15 protein-coding genes are annotated in these 18,463 nt (G+C 63.4%); 12 read left to right on the forward strand and 3 right to left on the reverse strand.

The annotated features are described in order from the left end of the window. Positions 1–474: 474 nt before the first annotated feature. Positions 475–1,548, reverse strand: a complete 1,074-nt coding sequence (locus HY852_RS22140) for a helix-turn-helix transcriptional regulator (RefSeq protein WP_367116399.1) — start codon at positions 1,546–1,548, stop codon at positions 475–477. A gap of 18 nt (positions 1,549–1,566) precedes the next feature. Between HY852_RS22140 and HY852_RS22145 the strand changes: the two genes are divergently transcribed. From HY852_RS22145 to boxA, 5 genes are all read left to right on the forward strand, one after another. Next, positions 1,567–3,114 carry a benzoate-CoA ligase family protein gene (locus HY852_RS22145; protein WP_291607025.1) on the forward strand — a complete coding sequence of 516 codons (1,548 nt, stop codon included), beginning with the start codon at positions 1,567–1,569 and terminating at the stop codon, positions 3,112–3,114. A gap of 231 nt (positions 3,115–3,345) precedes the next feature. After that, entirely contained in the window at positions 3,346–4,161 is an 816-nt protein-coding gene (locus HY852_RS22150; RefSeq protein WP_291607026.1) for an alpha/beta hydrolase, read from the forward strand. 215 nt (positions 4,162–4,376) lie between these two features. Further along, on the forward strand, positions 4,377–6,077 hold the full coding sequence (gene boxC / locus HY852_RS22155) for a 2,3-epoxybenzoyl-CoA dihydrolase (protein WP_291607027.1): 1,701 nt from the start codon (positions 4,377–4,379) through the stop codon (positions 6,075–6,077). A 36-nt stretch (positions 6,078–6,113) separates the two neighbouring features. Beyond that, positions 6,114–7,565, forward strand: a complete 1,452-nt coding sequence (gene boxB / locus HY852_RS22160; protein WP_291607028.1) for a benzoyl-CoA 2,3-epoxidase subunit BoxB — start codon at positions 6,114–6,116, stop codon at positions 7,563–7,565. Positions 7,566–7,576: 11 nt separating this feature from the next. Continuing rightward, entirely contained in the window at positions 7,577–8,776 is a 1,200-nt protein-coding gene (gene boxA / locus HY852_RS22165; RefSeq protein ID WP_291607029.1) for a benzoyl-CoA 2,3-epoxidase subunit BoxA, read from the forward strand. A gap of 67 nt (positions 8,777–8,843) precedes the next feature. On the opposite strand, the gene HY852_RS22170 is transcribed toward boxA, so the two are convergent. Beyond that, on the reverse strand, positions 8,844–9,653 hold the full coding sequence (locus tag HY852_RS22170; RefSeq protein ID WP_291607030.1) for an SDR family oxidoreductase: 810 nt from the start codon (positions 9,651–9,653) through the stop codon (positions 8,844–8,846). Positions 9,654–9,741: 88 nt separating this feature from the next. Continuing rightward, positions 9,742–10,800, reverse strand: coding sequence for a polysaccharide deacetylase family protein (locus HY852_RS22175; protein WP_291607031.1), 1,059 nt, complete (start codon positions 10,798–10,800; stop codon positions 9,742–9,744). Positions 10,801–10,964: 164 nt separating this feature from the next. Between HY852_RS22175 and HY852_RS22180 the strand changes: the two genes are divergently transcribed. The 7 genes from HY852_RS22180 to pstA all read left to right on the forward strand — a co-directional run bounded on the left by HY852_RS22180 (position 10,965) and on the right by pstA (position 18,428). After that, positions 10,965–12,356, forward strand: a complete 1,392-nt coding sequence (locus HY852_RS22180) for an OmpA family protein (protein WP_291607032.1) — start codon at positions 10,965–10,967, stop codon at positions 12,354–12,356. 5 nt (positions 12,357–12,361) lie between these two features. After that, a complete protein-coding gene (locus HY852_RS22185; protein ID WP_291607033.1) occupies positions 12,362–12,667 on the forward strand; it encodes a hypothetical protein in 306 nt (101 codons plus the stop codon). A gap of 266 nt (positions 12,668–12,933) precedes the next feature. Continuing rightward, a complete protein-coding gene (locus HY852_RS22190) occupies positions 12,934–13,989 on the forward strand; it encodes a lysylphosphatidylglycerol synthase domain-containing protein (protein WP_291607034.1) in 1,056 nt (351 codons plus the stop codon). A 29-nt stretch (positions 13,990–14,018) separates the two neighbouring features. Then, positions 14,019–15,317, forward strand: coding sequence for an ATP-binding protein (locus HY852_RS22195; protein WP_291607035.1), 1,299 nt, complete (start codon positions 14,019–14,021; stop codon positions 15,315–15,317). 141 nt (positions 15,318–15,458) lie between these two features. Beyond that, complete coding sequence (locus HY852_RS22200; RefSeq protein WP_291607036.1) at positions 15,459–16,484, forward strand: PstS family phosphate ABC transporter substrate-binding protein; 1,026 nt, start codon at positions 15,459–15,461, stop codon at positions 16,482–16,484. Positions 16,485–16,560: 76 nt separating this feature from the next. Then, a complete protein-coding gene (pstC, locus tag HY852_RS22205; protein WP_291607037.1) occupies positions 16,561–17,469 on the forward strand; it encodes a phosphate ABC transporter permease subunit PstC in 909 nt (302 codons plus the stop codon). Next, a complete protein-coding gene (gene pstA, locus HY852_RS22210; RefSeq protein ID WP_291607038.1) occupies positions 17,469–18,428 on the forward strand; it encodes a phosphate ABC transporter permease PstA in 960 nt (319 codons plus the stop codon). Before pstC ends, pstA begins: the two co-directional genes overlap by 1 nt. The last annotated feature ends 35 nt before the right edge of the window (positions 18,429–18,463 follow it).

Below are 18,463 nucleotides of genomic sequence, written 5' to 3' on the forward strand. Positions count from 1 at the left end.
AAGGCCCGGGTCCGGGCCTCATGGTTCGAGACGCGCCTTCGGCGCTCCTCACCATGAGGGTTGGAACGTCGCAACCTCAAAAGATTCATACCCTCTCAGGATGAGGTTGGCAGCATGATTGCGAGGAGCGTGAGCGACGAAACAATCCACAATGCCTCCACGGGTGCATTCTGGATTGCTTCGCTCCGCTCGCAATGACGGCGTTGAGAAGACGTGCGCCACAAACTCGTTATTCCGGGGCGCGCCAACGGGTCCGCGCAAGGCGCGGCCCGATGACAGGCTCCGCGCGAGCTGTGATGTGCAATTGCACATCAGAGAAATCCATAACCCCAGGCTTGGGTCGGTTCTGCGAGATCGGGTCGATATCGAGCGCCACAACTGCGCCCTCGGGGTTTGGGTCCCGCCCCCCGGGCGCAATTGCGCACTAGGCGGGGACGACGGCCGATCCGTGTTGCTGCAGGGGAGGGCCTGCCCCTACAGCGCCACGCTGTGCAGGCCGAACGAACGCGCGTCGTCCTGCAGCACCGGCCGCACCGCCTCGATCAGGCGCGCGGCGGCGGCGTCGACCGACAGGCCGGCGGTGTCCACCACGGCGTTGGCGCGGGCATAGAGCGGCTCGCGGCTGACCAGGATGTTGCGCAATTCGGCCATCGCCGAGCGATCATCCGCCATTGGCCGCAGATCACCCTGGCGCCGCACCCGTGCCATGTGCTCTTCGGGCTCGGCCTTCAGCCAGATGGTGTAGAACGAGCCCAGGATCTGGTCGAACGTCAACGGCTCGGAGACGATGCCGCCGCCGGTCGCGAGCACCATCCATTCCTTGCGCGCCAGCAGCTGCTGGAGCGCAACCTGCTCCATGCGGCGAAAGCCCTCCAGACCGTAGAGCGCGATGATCTCGGCGACGGAGAGTCCGTTCTGCTGTTCGATTTCCTTGTTGAGCTCGACAAAGCTCCAGCCGATCTTCTTGGCAAGAATCCTGCCGAGCGTGGACTTGCCGGCGCCGCGCAGGCCGATCAGCGCGATGCCGCAGAACGGCGCATGATGGGCGGTGGCGGCGCCGCCGGTCAGCGCTTCCTTGGCTCGCGTGATCTGGCCGGGGCTCGCCTTGCGGAGCAGCTCGCGAAACATCTGCCAGTCGGGCGCCGGCTCGGTGGACGGGATGAGGTCTTCGACATGTGCGCCCATGGCGTCCGAGACGCGGCGCAGCAGCACGATCGAGACATTGCCCTTGCCGCCTTCGAGCTGGGCGATGTAGCGCTCGGAAATCCCGGAGACCTTGGCGAGCACCTTGCGCGACATGCCGCGCAGCGATCGCATGGTGCGAACGCGCTGGCCGAGCTGCTCGAGAAAGTGGGATTCGGCGTCGGGACTTTCGGTCATATCCCTTCTTTGAAGCTTGGCTTGCTTTGGCCCTATGTCCGGATGGTCCTGGCTTTGCGAGCGCGCCGGAATCTCATTTCGGAAACATAATGCCGGCAAGCATTGACAGCAAGCGCCGGTGGTGGCTTTCTGTGAACTATAATGCAAAAGGTCTGGGAGGGACATCATGGCACACTGGAGTGCGGCATGAGCGAGGTTTCCGGTTCGTACAACGCGGCGACCTGGCTGCTCGACCGCAATGTGGAGGCGGGCAGGGGCAACAAGCTCGCCTTCGACGACACTGTCTCACAACTGACCTACGGCGAACTGCAGAGCCAGACCCGCCGTCTCGCCAATCTGTTGCGCCGACTTTCCGTGCGACGCGAGGAGCGCGTGGCGATGATCATGCTGGACACGGTCGATTTCCCGATCGTTTTCCTGGGCGCGATCCGCGCCGGGATCGTGCCGGTGCCGCTCAACACGCTGCTTACGCCGGAGCAGTACGCCTATGTGCTGGCCGACTGCCGCGCGCGCGTCTTGTTCGTCTCCGAAGCGCTCTATCCGACCGTGAAGGACATTCTCGGCCGGCTGCCGGATCTCGAACATGTCGTCGTCTCCGGCAACAATGCCAACGGCCACAAGAAGCTCGCCGAAGAGCTTGGGCGCGAAAGCGACACGTTCACGACCGCCTCGACACATGCCGACGAGCCGGCGTTCTGGCTCTATTCGTCCGGCTCGACCGGCATGCCCAAAGGCGTGCGGCATCTGCATTCCAACCTGCAGGCGACGGCGGACACTTACGCCAGGCAGGTGCTCGGCATCCGCGAGAGCGACGTGGTGCTGTCGGCAGCAAAACTGTTCTTCGCCTATGGCCTCGGCAACGCGCTGACCTTCCCGATGTCGGTCGGTGCCACGACCATCCTCAACACCGAGCGGCCGACGCCCGCGACCATGTTCGCGCTGCTCAACAAGTACAACCCGTCGATCTTCTACGGCGTGCCGACTTTGTTCGCGGCCATGCTGAACGACGAGGCGAGCAGGGGCGAGCGCGCGGGAAAAGCCTTGCGCATCTGCACATCCGCCGGCGAGGCGCTGCCGGAGTCGGTCGGCAATGCCTGGAAGGCGCGCTTCGGCGTCGACATTCTCGACGGCGTCGGCTCGACGGAGCTGTTGCACATCTTCCTGTCGAACGCGCCGGGCGACATCAAATACGGCTCGTCGGGCAAGCCGGTGCCGGGCTACAAGGTGCGGCTGGTCAACGAGGCGGGCCAGGAGGTCGCCGACGGCGAGGTCGGCGAGCTGCTGGTCGATGCGCCCTCGGCCGGCGAGGGCTACTGGAATCAGCGCGGCAAGAGCCGCCGCACTTTCGAAGGTTCATGGACGCGCACCGGCGACAAGTACACCCGCGACGCGGAGGGCCGTTACACCTTCTGCGGCCGCAGCGACGACATGTTCAAGGTCTCCGGCATCTGGGTGTCGCCGTTCGAGGTCGAGAGCGCACTGATCACGCACCCCGCGGTGCTGGAGGCTGCCGTCGTCCCGGAGGCCGACCCCGAAGGCCTGTTGAAGCCGAAGGCCTTCGTCGTGCTGCGCCCGGGTGCGAAAGCGGGCGATCTGCAGGAGGCGCTGAAGGAGCACGTCAAGCACAAGATCGGCGTCTGGAAATATCCACGCTGGGTCGACGTCGTCGATTCCCTGCCCAAGACCGCCACCGGCAAGATCCAGCGCTTCAAACTGCGGGAAGGCGCGCACTAGCGTCCGATGAGATGAGGTTGAACTGGATCCGCGATCGCGGCGCTCCCTCTCCCGCTTGCGGGGGAGGGCTGGGGTGGGGGTGTCTCCGCGATTCACACTGCTCGAGTGGACAGAGTTTCCCCCCACCCGGCGCGCTTGCGCGCACCGACCTCCCCCGCAAGCGGGAGAGGTGATGTGAGGTCGCGGCCCAACTGCTCAATCAAATAGCATAATCGTGTGGCAAGAGACGAAATGACCCTCGCCCCCACCGGCTTCCTTTCCATCGGCAGTTCCGAGCTCGAATACCGCATGATTGGTCCCGGCCCTGCCAACGCGCCGATGATCGTGATGCTGCACGAAGGGCTCGGCAGCCTCGGTCTGTGGGGCGATTTCCCGGACAGGCTTCAGGCCGCGATCGGCGCCGGCGTGTTCGTCTATTCGCGCGCGGGCTATGGCAACTCAACTCCGGTCGCGCTGCCGCGACCACTCGACTACATGCAGCGCGAGGCGCTCGATGTGCTGCCGAAGTTGCTCGATCTGATCGGCTTCCGTCGTGGCATCCTGCTCGGCCATTCCGACGGCGCCTCGATTGCCGCGATCTATGCCGGCGGTATTGAGGATCATCGCCTGCGGGGCGTCGTGATGATCGCGCCGCATTTCATCGTCGAGAACGTCTCGGTGAAGTCGATCGCCGAGATCAAGACCGCCTATGAGACCACCGAGCTCAAGTCGAAACTGGCGCGCTGGCACAAGGATGTCGACAATGCCTTCTACGGCTGGAACGGCGCCTGGCTCGATCCGAAGTTCCGCGACTGGGATATTTCCGACTACCTCGCTTATATCCGCGTACCGGTTGCCGTCCTTCAGGGCGGGAACGACCAGTATGGCACGATGCGCCAGGTCGAGATCGCGCGGGAGGAATGCTACTGTCCGGTGGACGTGACGGAAATCCCGGGCGCGGGACATTCGCCGCACCGTGAAGCGCCAGACGTGACGCTTGATGCAATCACGCAATTCGCGCGCGCGGCACTGCGCGACGAGATGGGCTTGCAGGGCTGCGCGGGATGAACGGTCGGGAGTTGCTCCCATGACGCCGGCGGCCGATTGCCGTTGCCGCTGTCCGCCAACCTAATTCCGCCCCAGCTTTCGAAGGCTGAGGGGATCGCATCCGACGCGGTTGCAAGATGAAACAAAATGCATTTAATTTGCAGATGCAGGCTGGACGCGGCCGATAACATGCACTATTGTGCATGAAAATGTAACTATAGAGCAGGGATGGCACCATGGCTGGCGAAAGGCCCGGCGAAGCTCGCGTGCTGGCGGGGGGAGCGAAATACGTCGACTTTCAGACCGACCCGTCGCGCTACCGGCACTGGAAGCTGGCCGTCGACGGCGAGGTCGCAACGCTGACCATGGACGTCGACGAGAATGCCGGCCTGTTCGAAGGCTACCAGCTCAAGCTGAATTCCTACGATCTCGGCGTCGACATTGAACTGGCCGATGCGCTTCAGCGGCTGCGCTTCGAGCACCCGGGCGTCAAGGTGGTCGTGCTGCGTTCGGGCAAGAACCGGGTGTTCTGCGCCGGCGCCAACATCCGCATGCTCGCCGGCGCGACCCACGCCCACAAGGTCAACTTCTGCAAGTTTACCAACGAGACGCGCAACGGCATGGAGGATTCATCCGAGAATTCCGGCCAGCGTTTCATCACCGTGGTGAACGGCACCGCCGCCGGCGGCGGCTACGAGCTGGCGCTTGCCTCCGACCACATCATCCTGGCCGATGACGGCTCGGCCTCCGTGGCGCTGCCCGAGGTGCCCCTGCTCGCGGTGCTGCCGGGCACCGGCGGCCTCACCCGCGTCGTCGACAAGCGCAAGGTGCGCCGCGACCACGCCGACTTCTTCTGCACCATCGAGGAAGGCATCAAGGGCAAGCGCGCCGTGCAATGGCGGCTCGTCGACGAGATCGCGCCGAACAGCAAGCTCGAGGCGAAGATCGTCGAACGCGCCAAGGAATTCGCCGCCGCCTCGAGGCGCAATGGCGACGGCAAGGGCATTGCGCTGACACCGCTGAAGCGGACAATCGACGGCAACAGCGTTCGCTATGACTTCGTCAGTGTCGACATCGACCGCGCCGCGCGGGTCGCCACCATATCGATCAAGTCGCCGGATGCATCCCCGCCCGCCGACATCGACGGCATGATCGCGCAAGGCGCCTCGTTCTGGCCGCTGCAGGCGGCGCGCGAGCTTGACGACGCAATCCTGCATCTGCGCCTCAACGAGCTCGACATCGCCGTGCTCGTGTTCAAGTCGCAGGGCGAGGGCGCTCAGGTGCTGGCCTACGATGCGTTTCTCGAGTCGAACAAGGCGCATTGGCTGGTCAACGAGATTAGGCATTACTGGAAGCGGGTGCTCAAGCGCATCGACGTGACTTCGCGCACGCTGGTCACCCTCGTCGAGCCCGGCTCCTGCTTTGCCGGCACGCTCGCCGAACTCGTCCTCGCCGCCGATCGCTCCTACATGCTGATCGGCACCCGAGAGGGCGACAATCGTCCGCCGCCGAGCTTGATGCTCTCGGCGATGAATTTCGGGCCCTATCCGATGAGCCATGGCCTGACGCGATTGCAGTCGCGATTCCAGGCCGATCCGTCCGATGAGGATCGCGCCAGGGAGAAGATCGGCGAAGCGCTCGAGGCGCAAGAGGCCGAGGAGTTCGGCCTCGTCACCTTCGCGCTCGACGACATCGACTGGGACGACGAGATCCGCGTGTTCCTGGAGGAACGCGCAAGCTTCTCGCCGGACGGCCTGACCGGCATGGAAGCCAACCTGCGCTTCGCCGGCCCCGAGACCATGGAATCGAAGATCTTTGCGCGCCTCACCGCCTGGCAGAACTGGATCTTCCAGCGGCCCAATGCCGTCGGCGAGGAGGGCGCGCTGCGCCGCTACGGCACCGGCGAGCGGCCGCGCTTCGACATGACGAGAGTCTAGAGAACAACAATCACTCCAGAGTGCGAGGAATAGCCCATGGACATCATGAACGTCGACTACTCGACCAAGATCCCGAACAACGTCAATCTCGCCGATGACCGCCAGGTGCTGAAGGCGCTCGAGGGCTGGCATCCGGGCTACATCGACTGGTGGCAGGACATGGGGCCGGAAGGGTTCCAGGAATCGCTCGTCTATCTGCGCACCGCGGTCAGCGTCGATCCGAAGGGCTGGGCCAAGTTCGACTACGTGCGCATGCCCGAATATCGCTGGGGCGTGCTGCTGGCGCCGCAGGAGGAGGGACGGCTGGTCAATTTCGGCAAGCACAAGGGCGAGAAGGCCTGGCAGGAAGGGCCCGGCGAATACCGCGCCATGCTGCGCCGCCTGATCGTGATCCAGGGCGACACCGAGCCCGCGTCCGTCGAGCAGCAGCGTCATCTCGGCAGGACCGCGCCCTCTCTCTACGACATGCGCAACCTGTTCCAGGTCAACGTCGAGGAAGGCCGCCATCTCTGGGCGATGGTCTATCTGCTGCACAAATACTTCGGCCGCGACGGCCGCGAGGAGGCCGACGAGTTGTTGCGCCGCCGCTCGGGTGACGCCGACTCGCCGCGCATGCTTGGCGCCTTCAACGAGAAGACGCCGGACTGGCTGTCGTTCTTCATGTTCACCTACTTCACCGACCGCGACGGCAAGATGCAGCTCGAGAGCCTTGCCCAGTCGGGCTTCGATCCCCTGTCGCGCACCTGCCGCTTCATGCTGACCGAAGAGGCGCACCACATGTTCGTCGGCGAGACCGGCGTCGGCCGCGTTCTGCAGCGGACCTGCGAGGCGATGAAGGCGGCGGGGATCGACGATCCCTACGACATCGACAAGATCCGCACGCTCGGTGTGATCGACCTGCCGACCATCCAGAAGAAGCTCAACCTGCATTATTCGCTGACGCTGGACCTGTTCGGTTCGGAAATCTCGACCAACGCGGCCAACTTCTACAATGCCGGCTTGAAGGGCCGTTTCCAGGAGACCAAGATCGACGACGATCACCAGCTCACCAACGCCACCTATCCGGTGCTGAAGCTGGTCGACGGCAAGATCGCCAAGGTCGACGAGCCGGCGTTGACCGCGCTCAACATGCGCCTGCGGGACGATTACTCGGAGGATTGCGCCAAGGGTGTCGAGCGCTGGAACAAGGTCATCGAGAAGGTCGGCGTCAATTTCCGTCTTCAGCTGCCGCACACTGCCTTTCACCGCCAGATCGGCGAGTTCAAGGACGTCCACGCGACGCCGTCTGGCGTCATCATCTCCGATGCCGAATGGGCGAAGAAGCGCGGCGACTACCTGCCGTCCGATTCGGACGCCGCGTTCATCAACACCCTGATGAAGCCCGAACTCGAACCCGGCAAATACGCGAGCTGGATCGCGGCGCCGCGGGTCGGTATCGACAACAAGCCGGGCGATTTCGAGTACGTCAAGATCGCGGAAGCCGCCTAGGGCCTGATCGCATGAACGCGCCGACAAAGGAGTTGCTCAAGCAGCATCTCATCGACCCGGAGATCTGTATTCGCTGCAATACATGCGAAGAGACCTGCCCGGTCGATGCGATCACGCATGACGGCAACAACTATGTCGTCGACGCGGCGATCTGCAATCACTGCATGGATTGCATTTCGCCGTGCCCGACCGGGTCGATCGACAACTGGCGCGTGGTGTCAAAGGCCTATACGCTGGAGGAACAGTTCTCCTGGAGCGAGTTGCCGCCCCAGGCGGAAATGGGACCCGAGGAGGCCGGCACCATCGAAGCGCTCGAGCAGGAGATCGAAAGCCTGCTCGAGGAGGCGCGCAGCGGCCTCGGCGGCAAGCCCGTCGCGCCGCATTCGGCGAGCCGGCCGACGGTCAACCTCCACAACCGCAACAAACCGGCGGTCGCGACCGTCACCGGCAATTTCCGCCTCACGCACGCGGATGCCGATTCCGACGTGCGTCACATCATTCTCGATTTCGGCGATCAGCGCTTTCCGGTGCTGGAGGGGCAGAGTATCGGCATCGTGCCGGCGGGAACGGATGCTGGCGGCAAGCCGCACAATGTGCGGCTCTATTCCATCGCGAGCTCCCGCGACGGGGAGAAGCCGAACACCAACAACCTCGCGCTCACGGTCAAGCGCGAGCCGGGCGGGGTCTGCTCGAATTATCTGTGCGACCTTCCGCGCGGAGCGAAGGTGGAGGTCACAGGGCCCTTCGGCGCGACCTTCCTGCATCCGGACGATCCCGCCGCGAACATCATCATGATCTGCACCGGGACCGGGTCGGCGCCGTTCCGCGCTTTCACCGAACATCGGCGCCGGTCGATGCCGGATGCCCCGGGCCGACTGCTGCTGTTTTTCGGCGCGCGCAGTCCCCAGGCGCTGCCATATTTCGGTCCGCTGCAGAAGGTCCCGGACAAGCTGCTGGGCAAATATCTGTGCTATTCGCGCGTACCCGGCGAACCGCGCGTCTACGTCCAGGATCGCATCCGCTCGGAGGCGGCGAGGGTGGCCGCCCTGCTGAAGGATCCAAACACCCACGTCTACATCTGCGGCCTCAAGGGCATGGAGACGGGGGTCAACGAAGCCTTTGCCGACGTGTGCCGGGGCGGTTCGCTCGACTGGGCCGCTCTGAGAACAACCATGCGCGAGAGCGGCCGCTATCACGTCGAGACGTATTAGAGCATGATCCGGAAAAGTGGAGGCCGGTTTTCCGAAAAGATCATGCTCAAGAGAAGGCGATGCCCCGTCAGTTGTCCCAGCTGCTGCCCTTGAAGCCGGGATTGGCATAGACCATGCCGCCGTCGACTGTGAGGGTGGCGCCGACCACATAGTCGCCGGCTCGCGAGGCGAGGTAGATCGCGGCGCCCGCCATGTCCTCGTCGTTCCCGACGCGCCCCGCGGGCACCTTTGCGGCGACGCCATCGGCGTGATCGCGCGCGGCGCGGTTCATGTCGGAGGCGAACGGGCCGGGTGCGATCGCGGTGACCACGACATGGTCGGGAATCAGCTTCACCGCCATCCGCCGCGTCAGATGGATCAGGCCCGCCTTGCTCGCCGCATAGGAATAGGTCTCCAGCGGATTGACGAAGATGCCGTCGATCGAGGCGATGTTGATGACCTTGGCCGGCCGTTCGGCGCTCGCGGCGGCGCGCAGCAGTCCGGCAAGCGCCTTGGTCAGGAAGAACGGGGACTTCACGTTGAGGTTCATCACCTTGTCCCAGCCGCTCTCCGGGAATTCGTCGAAGTCGGCGCCCCACGCCGCACCCGCATTGTTGACCAGGATGTCGAGCTTCGGTTCACGCTTCATGATCTCGCCGGCCAGCATCTCGACGCCCGCGAGGCTCGAAATGTCGATCGGCAGCGCAATGCATTCGCCGCCATGTTCGGCCGAAAGCTCTTTCGCGGTCGCCTCGCAGGCGGGCGCCTTGCGCGCGGTAATGTAGACCCTCGCCGCGCCTTGCGCGAGAAAGCCGGCCGCGATCATTCGGCCGATGCCGCGCGATCCGCCGGTCACCAGCGCGACGCGGCCCTTCAGCGAAAACAGATCCTTGAACATTGATCCTCCCTTGCTGTCGGGCAGGTTCTGAGCGCCCGGCGCAAGCGAGTCAAGAAAGCAGCCGTCGATGGTGCTCGGGAGAGGCGGCTTACGCCGCGTCGATACGGCGAAAGCCGTTCCACATTGCGGTCGCCGCACCCGAGGTCAGAACCGGCAGGATGCGGGTGTCCTGGTAATTGCCGTTGAGCGAGACGCGGGGCAGCGCGGTCAGGTGTTCGGCGTTTTCAGGGAAGATCATCCCTGGCCGCGTCGTCACCGCGGTCTTGAAGCCGGCCGCGCGAGCGAGGGCAAATTCGCGCACCCCGGCGGCGCAGCGGTTGCCGTACGGATAGGCAAGATGCTGTGCCGGACGCTGCAGCGCCTTCTCGATGCGCGCGCGGCTTTCGCTCATTTCCCGGGCGGCGACCTCCTCGCGCTGCTTGGCAAGATTACAGTGGGTGACGCTGTGGGCGCCGATGGTGACCAGCGGATCCTCGGCGAGCGATTTCAGTTCGTCCCAGGACATGCAGAACTCGCGACAGAGTCGGCCCGCATCGACGTCATGGCGGGCGCACAGCGCATCGATCTCGCGCTGGATGTCATGCTCGCCGGGCAAATTGCGCAGCCAGTCGTGGATCCGGTCAAATGCCGCCTGCTTGGCGTTCGCCGTCGCGGTCTCCAAGCGCGTCGGCGCGTCGCCGATCTTGACCTCGACCGCGCTCGCTTTGGCGATCACGGCCTCCAGCGCGACCCACCACAAACATCCGGTGCCCTCGGCGAAATCGCTCGTGACGTAAATTGTCAATGGCGCATCGAATTCGCGCAGTACGGGAAGCGCGAAGTCCCTGTTGTCGCGATAGCCGTCATCGAGCGTGAAGGAGGCGAACCGCCGCGAGAAACGGCGTTCGCTCAGCCGCTGATGGACCTCGTCCATGGTCACGATGTCGATATCGCGCGAGCGAAGATGGGCCAGCATGGCCCGGAGGAATTCGGGGGCGACGGCCAGGTGATGGTTGGGCTGGAACTCGGTCTCGCGCGGCGGCCGCACATGGTGCAGCGTGAAAATGACGCCGACGCCCGAGAGGATCGGGCGGAGCAGATGATGCGCTCCCGTGAAATATAATGCCCCCAATCCGGCGCGAATGACGTTGTTCCGAAGCTGTTTCATTAACGTTTGGTGACCGGGGGGAATGCCGAGGTCAACCTAGAAGGGAATCCTTGAACAAATAGTTATTCAGCCCTTCGCCCCGTCCCACATGTGCCTTGGCATTTCCAGTTTGACAGCTCCGCAAGGGTTTGTTTTCTCTCTGGTTCCAGAGTTCGAGACGCAGAATGCACAAGCTTTTCAGGTGGGCGGGCAAATGGTGGCCGGGGATCGTGCCCCTGGTCATCATGTGGGGCTTTGCGGCCTGGATCAACACCGCGCCGCTGGAAGCCGATCTCGCCTCTCGCAGCACCGCGGCCGTCAAAGATACCGTTCTCGACCGGACACGGATCGCGGTGGACGGCCGCGACGTCACCTTGGCCGCCGACGCCTTTTCCGAGGAAGGCCGCCGCAGCGCCGTGATCGCGGTCGAGGTGGTTCCGGGCGTGCGCCTCGTCAACGACCAAAGCCGGCTCGTCGCCGAGGCCAAACCCTTCGTCTGGACCGCCGAGCGCGATGTGGTCCGGGTCACTCTTGGCGGCAGCGCGCCGCTTCCGGCCGCCAAGGCAAGGCTCGTGGAGGCGGCCCGCCGCGACCTCGGCGGCGTAGAGGTTGCCGATCGTATGACCCTGGCGCGCGGAGCGCCGCCGCGCTTCGAGAACGCGGCGCACCTCCTGCTCGCGCAGATCGCCAGGTTGAAAGACGGCAAGATGACGATCTCCGATACCAACGTCAGCCTTTCCGGTATGGCGCGCGAGCTCGGCGGTCGGGAAGCGATCGCCGCCGCGCTCAAGAACCTTCCCGAGGGCTTTTCCATAGCGGCCAACGACATCAAGGCGCCGCCTTACGTTTTCCAGGCCAACAAGGATCCGGTCGCCACGACCCTGACGTTGACCGGCTATGTCCCCGACAACAATGTTCATGCGACGATCGCCACGGCCGCGGCGCGCAAGTTCTTCAACGAAAAGGTCACCGACAACCTCAAGGCGAGCGTCGGCGCGCCATCGGGATTCGGTCCCGCGGTGGTGGCGGCTCTTGGCGCGCTGTCGCGGCTGTCGACCGGCACACTCGTCGTCTCCGATCGCGAGGTGAAGCTTTCGGGGGACGCGCTCTATGAGGGGGCGGCGGCCGAGATCCGCGCCTCCCTCGGCAAGGATTTCAAGAACTGGCAATACAAGCCCGAAATCACGGTGAAGCCCGCCGCCGGCCCCGTCGACGGCACCGTTTGCCAGCAGCTGTTCTCGGAGCTTTTGACCAAGGGAAAGATTCGGTTTGAGCCCAAGCGCGCCGCCCTCGATGCGGATTCCGCCGGGCTGCTCGACTATCTGATCGAAACCGCGTTGAGATGTCCGAACGCCAATATCGAGATCGTAGGACATACCGACGCGGACGGCGAGGACGCCTTCAACCAGGCTTTGTCGGAAAAGCGCGCCCAGACCGTCATGGACTATCTCGTCAAGGCGGGATTGCCGGCCGGCCGGTTCACCGCGGTGGGTTACGGCAGTACGCAGCCGGTCGCCGGCAACGAGACCGACGAAGGCAAGGCGCAGAACCGCCGCATCGAGTTCCTGGTGAGGTGACGACCATGTCCTATCTCCTGTCATTCCATTGGGGCTGGCTCGTGGGCGCGCTGCTGCTCGGCCTGGCGATGGGGTGGATCGCGGTTGTGCACCGCGGGCGCGCCACCTCAAAAGTCGTAGCGATCTGGCTGTCGGTGCTGGCCGTGGCGCTGGTGGCCGCAGCCCTCGCCCGCGTGATTCCGGGGCGGGCTGGCTACTGGCTTGACCTCTGGCTAATTATGTTTGCCTGTTATCTTGCCGGTTGTGCGGTGGGATCCTGGCTGCGCGACCGGGTAGTTTCGCGCACCGCGCCGGCGCCGGAGGCATCCTGACGCGGTCACGGGCTCATCATGAAATCTTCACCCCGGCACCGAGGATGCGGTCTCAAGGGTTGTCAATTCGCTGCGGCGAATTGAGCACAAATTGTGCCGGCGGTGCTACTGATCCCCTAATATGTTGAAGCGCGTGATTTTGTTAGCGCAGGCGAATTCCACTCCGGCTCAAAACGCGCTACCAGAGGGGCGGGGGGATGCGCAACGCCGGGGCTGGCAGGTTTGTCGGGCAGCCACGGACGCAGGAGCGTCATTTCGAGGTCTAGATGCTGGAAGCAATACGCAGGGCGATCTCGTTGCTGCGCCAGAAGCAAATCCTGCACAAGCTGGGAGTGGTGATCAGCGTCACGGTGATCGGCATCGCCTGCTACGTGCTGTATCACAAGCTGCGCGGCATCGACGTCAACGAGGTCGTCGAGGCGATCAAGAGCACCGAGCCGCGACAGGTTGCGATGGCCGCCCTGTTCGTGATGGCAGGCTATTTCACCCTGACCTTCTATGACCTGTTCGCCGTGCGTGCGATCGGCCACGCCCACGTTCCCTACCGCGTGAACGCCCTCGCCGCCTTCACGAGCTATTCCATCGGCCATAATGTCGGCGCCAGCGTCTTCACCGGCGGGGCGGTGCGCTACCGCATCTATTCCGCCTGGAGCTTGAACGCGATCGATGTCGCGAAGATCTGCTTCCTGGCGGGCCTCACCTTCTGGCTCGGCAATGCCGCCGTGCTGGGCCTCGGCATCAGCTACCATCCCGAGGCCGCGGCATCGATCGATCACCTTCCGCCCTGGCTGAACCGCCTGCTGGCGATGATGATCATCGTGGCGCTGGTCGGCTATGTGGTCTGGGTGTGGACCCAGCCGCGCGCCGTCGGCCGCGGACCCTGGGCGGTGGTGCTGCCGGGCGGCCCGTTGACCCTGCTGCAAATCGCGATCGGCATCGTCGATCTCGGCTTCTGCGCGCTGGCGATGTATGTGCTGGTGCCCGACGAGCCCAACCTCGGCTTCATCGTGGTTGCCGTGATCTTCGTCACGTCCACGCTGTTGGGCTTTGCCAGCCATTCCCCCGGAGGGCTCGGCGTGTTCGATGCCGCCATGCTGGTCGGGTTGTGGCAGATGGACCGGGAAGAACTGCTGGCTGGTATGCTGCTGTTCCGCCTCCTCTATTATATCGCACCGTTCGTCATTTCTGTAATCTTGCTGACGCTTCGCGAGGTTATTCTCGGGGCGCGGTCGAAGCGGCTGCGCCAGGCGGCGCTCAAGCTCGACCCGGGTCCGCCACCGGGGGCCGCCTATGTGAGAGAACGCAGCGACACCGGCGGCTGATCGGCGAACACCCACGGAGAAGCCGGCTCATGGCCGTAGACGCATCCTCTTCTCCCACCGTCCTCCCCTGGTCGGACCGGCTGCGGCATTCGGCCATCATCCTGCTTGTCGCCGCTCTTGCGCTCGCCGCCGTGGTCGTGCTCGGGGAATTGTCGGCCGTTCGCGCCATTGCGGTCTTCATCTGCATCGCGGCCGCGGCCCTGGTGCCGTGGCGGCTGCACGATGTTGCGACCTCGCGCGACGATGTCCGTCGTATCAACCCCGTTGAAAGCACCGCGGTTGCCGCCATCGTCGCCGGCATGCCAGATCCCGCGGTGCTGCTCGACCGCGCCGGCCGCGTCATCCACCTCAACGCCGCCGCCGCCGAGCTGGCGCCGGCGCTGCGCCAGAACGAACTCGCGCAGTTTGCGCTGCGCTCGCCGGAAATCATCACCGCGCTGCGCGAGGCGATCGCCACCACGGAGCCGCGGCGGGCGGACTATCTCGACCATGTGCCGATCGACCGCTGGATGGAATTGATCATCACCCCGGTGCCGGTGCCGACGCTGTTCGGCGGTACCGACAAATGCATGCTGATGACCTTCCACGACCAGACGCCGCTGCGCCGGGTCGAGGAAATGCGGGCCGACTTCGTCGCCAATGCCAGCCACGAGCTGCGGACGCCGCTGGCGGCTCTTTCCGGCTTCATCGACACGCTGCAGGGCCAGGCCAAGGACGACCCGAAAGCCCGCGAGCGCTTCCTCGGCATCATGCATGCGCAGGCGACGCGTATGGCGCGTCTCATCGACGACCTGTTGTCGCTGTCGCGCGTCGAACTGTCGGCGCATGTCCGCCCGGATACCCTGGTCGATCTCGTGCCGATTATCCGCCAGGTCGCCGACGGGCTCGAGGCGCTGGCGCGGGAGCGGCAGGTCGTGGTGGAGATCAACCTGCCCGATCCGCCGGTCATGGTCGCTGGCGATCGTGAGGAGCTGTTGCGCCTGTTCGAGAACTTGATCGAAAACGCGCTGAAATATGGTGCGTCGGGCGGCAAGGTGATCGTGTCGCTGGTCGCGGTCCCCGCCGGCGAAGGCGCGCCGGAGATCCGGGTCTTGGTCCGCGATTTCGGCCCCGGCATCGCCCCTGAACACCTGCCGCGGCTGACGGAGCGGTTCTACCGGGTCGACGTGGGCGACAGCCGCTCCCAGGGCGGGACCGGCCTCGGATTATCTCTGGTGAAACATATTCTTAACCGCCACCGCGGCCGTCTGCTGATCGAAAGCATGCCCAACCAGGGCGCCACGTTCACCGCCTGCTTTCCCCAGGTGAAGCCGCCGGCGGCCGTCTAAAATCGAGCTATTTCAGGCGCTTGTTGCTGTCATCCAAGTGTCACTAAACCTTCGTAAAAGCAGCGTCGACCGCTCCTAAACGGGCGGCGTGAGCGCTATCGGGCGCATCCGGTGCTTAGCTCACTTTTATGGAGACCACCCATGAGACTCTTCAAGACACACGGTGCCGCCGGACCGGTCGCAACATCGCTGGTAGTTCTTGCTGGCGCGCTCAGTCTGCCAAGCTCGGCATCCGCGCAGACCAAAACCATCACCATTGACGGTTCCAGCACCGTTTTCCCGATTTCTGAAGCGGTCGCCGAAGAATTCCAGAAGCAGAAGAAGGGCGAGGTTCGCGTGACCGTCGGTATTTCGGGCACTGGCGGTGGATTCAAGAAATTCTGCCGTGGCGAAACTGACATTTCGAACGGCTCGCGACCCATCCTTCGCCAGGAAATGGATGAGTGCGCCAAGAATGGCATCAAATTCATCGAGATGCCGATCGCCTTCGACGCCCTCACCGTCGCGGTCAGCCCGAAGAACAACTTTCTTGAATGCATCAGCGTTGCTGATCTGAAGAAGATCTGGGAGCCCGCCGCCCAGGGCAAGGTCATTAACTACAGTGACGTCAATCCGGCGTGGCCGAACAAGAAGATAACGCTGTTTGGAGCGGGCGCTGATTCAGGCACTTTCGATTATTTTACCGAGGCCGTGAATGGTAAAGCCAAGGCTACCCGCACTGACTTCACTGCCAGTGAAGATGATAACGTGCTCGTAACCGGCATCGAGCGTGACGAGAATGCGCTCGGCTACATCCCGTTCGCGTACTACGAGCCGCACAAGGCGAAGCTGAAGGCGCTAGCCATCGATGAAGGCAAGGGCAAGGGCTGCGTGAAGCCATCGCTCGAAGCGGTTACCGCGGGCACCTACAACCCGCTCGCACGTCCGCTGTTCCTCTATGTCAGCACCAAGGCCGCCGAGAAGCCCGAGGTGAAGGATTACGTCGAATTCCTCATGACCAAAGGCCCGGCCCTTGTAAAGGAAGTGAAATATCTGCCGCTTCCCCCCGCTGCCTATGCAACTTCGTACAAGCACTTCAAGGACGGCCGGCTTGGCACGGTGTTCGGCGGCGTTCCTGAGGTTGGCGTGTCGGTCGAAGACCTGATGAAGCGCGATGCGAAGATCTGATCGATAACGGAGAGTATCAGCCGGAGAAGCCACTAGCTTCTCCGGCAACTCTCACCGCTACTTATGAGCACCAGCTATGGCGTCTGCACTGACTGTCTGGGAGCGCCGCAGGCAACGGCTACGCGAGCGTGCGATTGAATTCGTTCTTCTTGTCGCGGCCGCATCCTCGGTCTTTGTGACGCTCGCTATCGTTGCCGTTCTCATCTATGAATCGCTGGGATTTTTCAGCTCTGTGCCGATTACGGACTTCCTGTTCGGAACGGTATGGACTCCCCTGTTCTCAAACCCGCAATACGGCATACTTCCTCTTCTTGGCGGCACGCTTCTGAGCACCTTTGTTGCGCTGCTGTTTGTCGCGCCGATCGGTCTTGTGACCGCGGTTTACCTCAGCGAGTTCGCCTCCCCCAGGGTCCGCGAAATCATCAAACCGATCCTGGAACTGCTGAGCGGCGTGCCGACGGTTGTGTATGGCTTCTTTGCCCTGTTGTTCATGACGCCGCTTTTGCAGACGTTCATCCCCAACCTGCCCGGCTTCAACATTCTCAGCGCAGGCATCGTCATCGGGATCATGATCATTCCGTACGTGGCCTCGTTGTCGGAAGATGCCATGCGCGCCGTTCCCAACAACCTTCGCGACGGTTCGTTGGCGATGGGCGCGACCCGGCTTGAGACGGCGGTGAGAGTCGTTCTCCCTGCCGCGATCTCCGGCGTGGCGGCCGCCTTCATTCTTGGGATTTCGCGCGCCGTAGGCGAAACGATGATCGTCGCGATTGCTGCCGGCCAACAACCCAATCTCACCCTCGATCCACGTGAGCCCGCCGCGACGATCACCGCTTACATCGTTCAGGTTGCCCTTGGCGATCTGCCGCATGGCAGCCTCGCCTACCAGACGATTTTCGCTGCCGGACTGGTGCTTCTCCTGCTCACGCTCGTCTTCAACATTGCCGGTTTCTGGCTGCGTCACAAGTTCCGTGAGGTCTACTGATGTCCATTACATCAACGCTGACTGACGGCAGAGTGGCAGGCCGTGCGGCTGACAGTGAATTTGTCCGCCGCCTGAAGCGTCGCCGGACCAATGAAACAGTTTTCATTTGCCTTGGCCTGGCTGCGACATCCATCGGACTAATTGCGCTGGCCGCGCTGATGATCGATCTGGCCGCTTCAGGTTATCCTCGGCTGACGGCCGACTTCTTCACGAATTTCCCGTCCCGGCGCGCGGGCCAGGCGGGTATCCTCTCCGCCTGGGTCGGCTCGCTTCTCGTCATATCGGTCACGGCGTTTATTGGAGTCCCTCTCGGCGTAGCGGCGGGAATCTATCTCGAGGAGTATGCGCCGAAGAATATCTGGACGAATATCATCGAAATCAACGTCAGCAATCTTGCTGGCGTTCCCTCGATTGTCTTTGGCCTTCTGGCACTCGGGCTTTTTGTCTACGGCTTCGGAACGGGACGGAGTATATTTACGGCTGGCCTTACGCTCGCTCTGCTAATCCTTCCCATCATCATCGTTGCCACACGTGAAGCAATTCGTGCTGTGCCTTGGAGCCTGCGTGAGGCCGCGTACGGAGTGGGCGCGACCAAGTGGCAGGTCACGCAGGACCACGTTCTGCCTGCGGCGGTTCCTGGAGTGCTGACAGGCGTCATTATCGGAATTTCGCGCGCACTCGGCGAAACCGCCCCGCTTGTCACTATCGGCGCGCTGTCGTTCATCGCGTTTCTGCCTCCGTCGCCCGTCAGCGCCGATTTTCCTTTCATCTCGTTTGCATGGCTGTTCGAAGGGTTCACGGTTCTGCCGATTCAAGCGTTCAACTGGGTCTCTCGCCCGGGCGATGATTTCCAGTCAAATGCCGCTGCTGCGGGTCTCGTTTTGATGGCTATTACGCTTGTTCTGAACGGGGTCGCCATTTACTTCCGCTATCGGCTTCGAAAGAAGCTGCAATGGTAAAGCCTGATCTGCGCGCGCGTACGACAAACCCAGTG

Origin of the sequence: Bradyrhizobium sp. (assembly GCF_016213215.1) — a bacterium.
Taxonomy (GTDB): domain Bacteria; phylum Pseudomonadota; class Alphaproteobacteria; order Rhizobiales; family Xanthobacteraceae; genus Bradyrhizobium.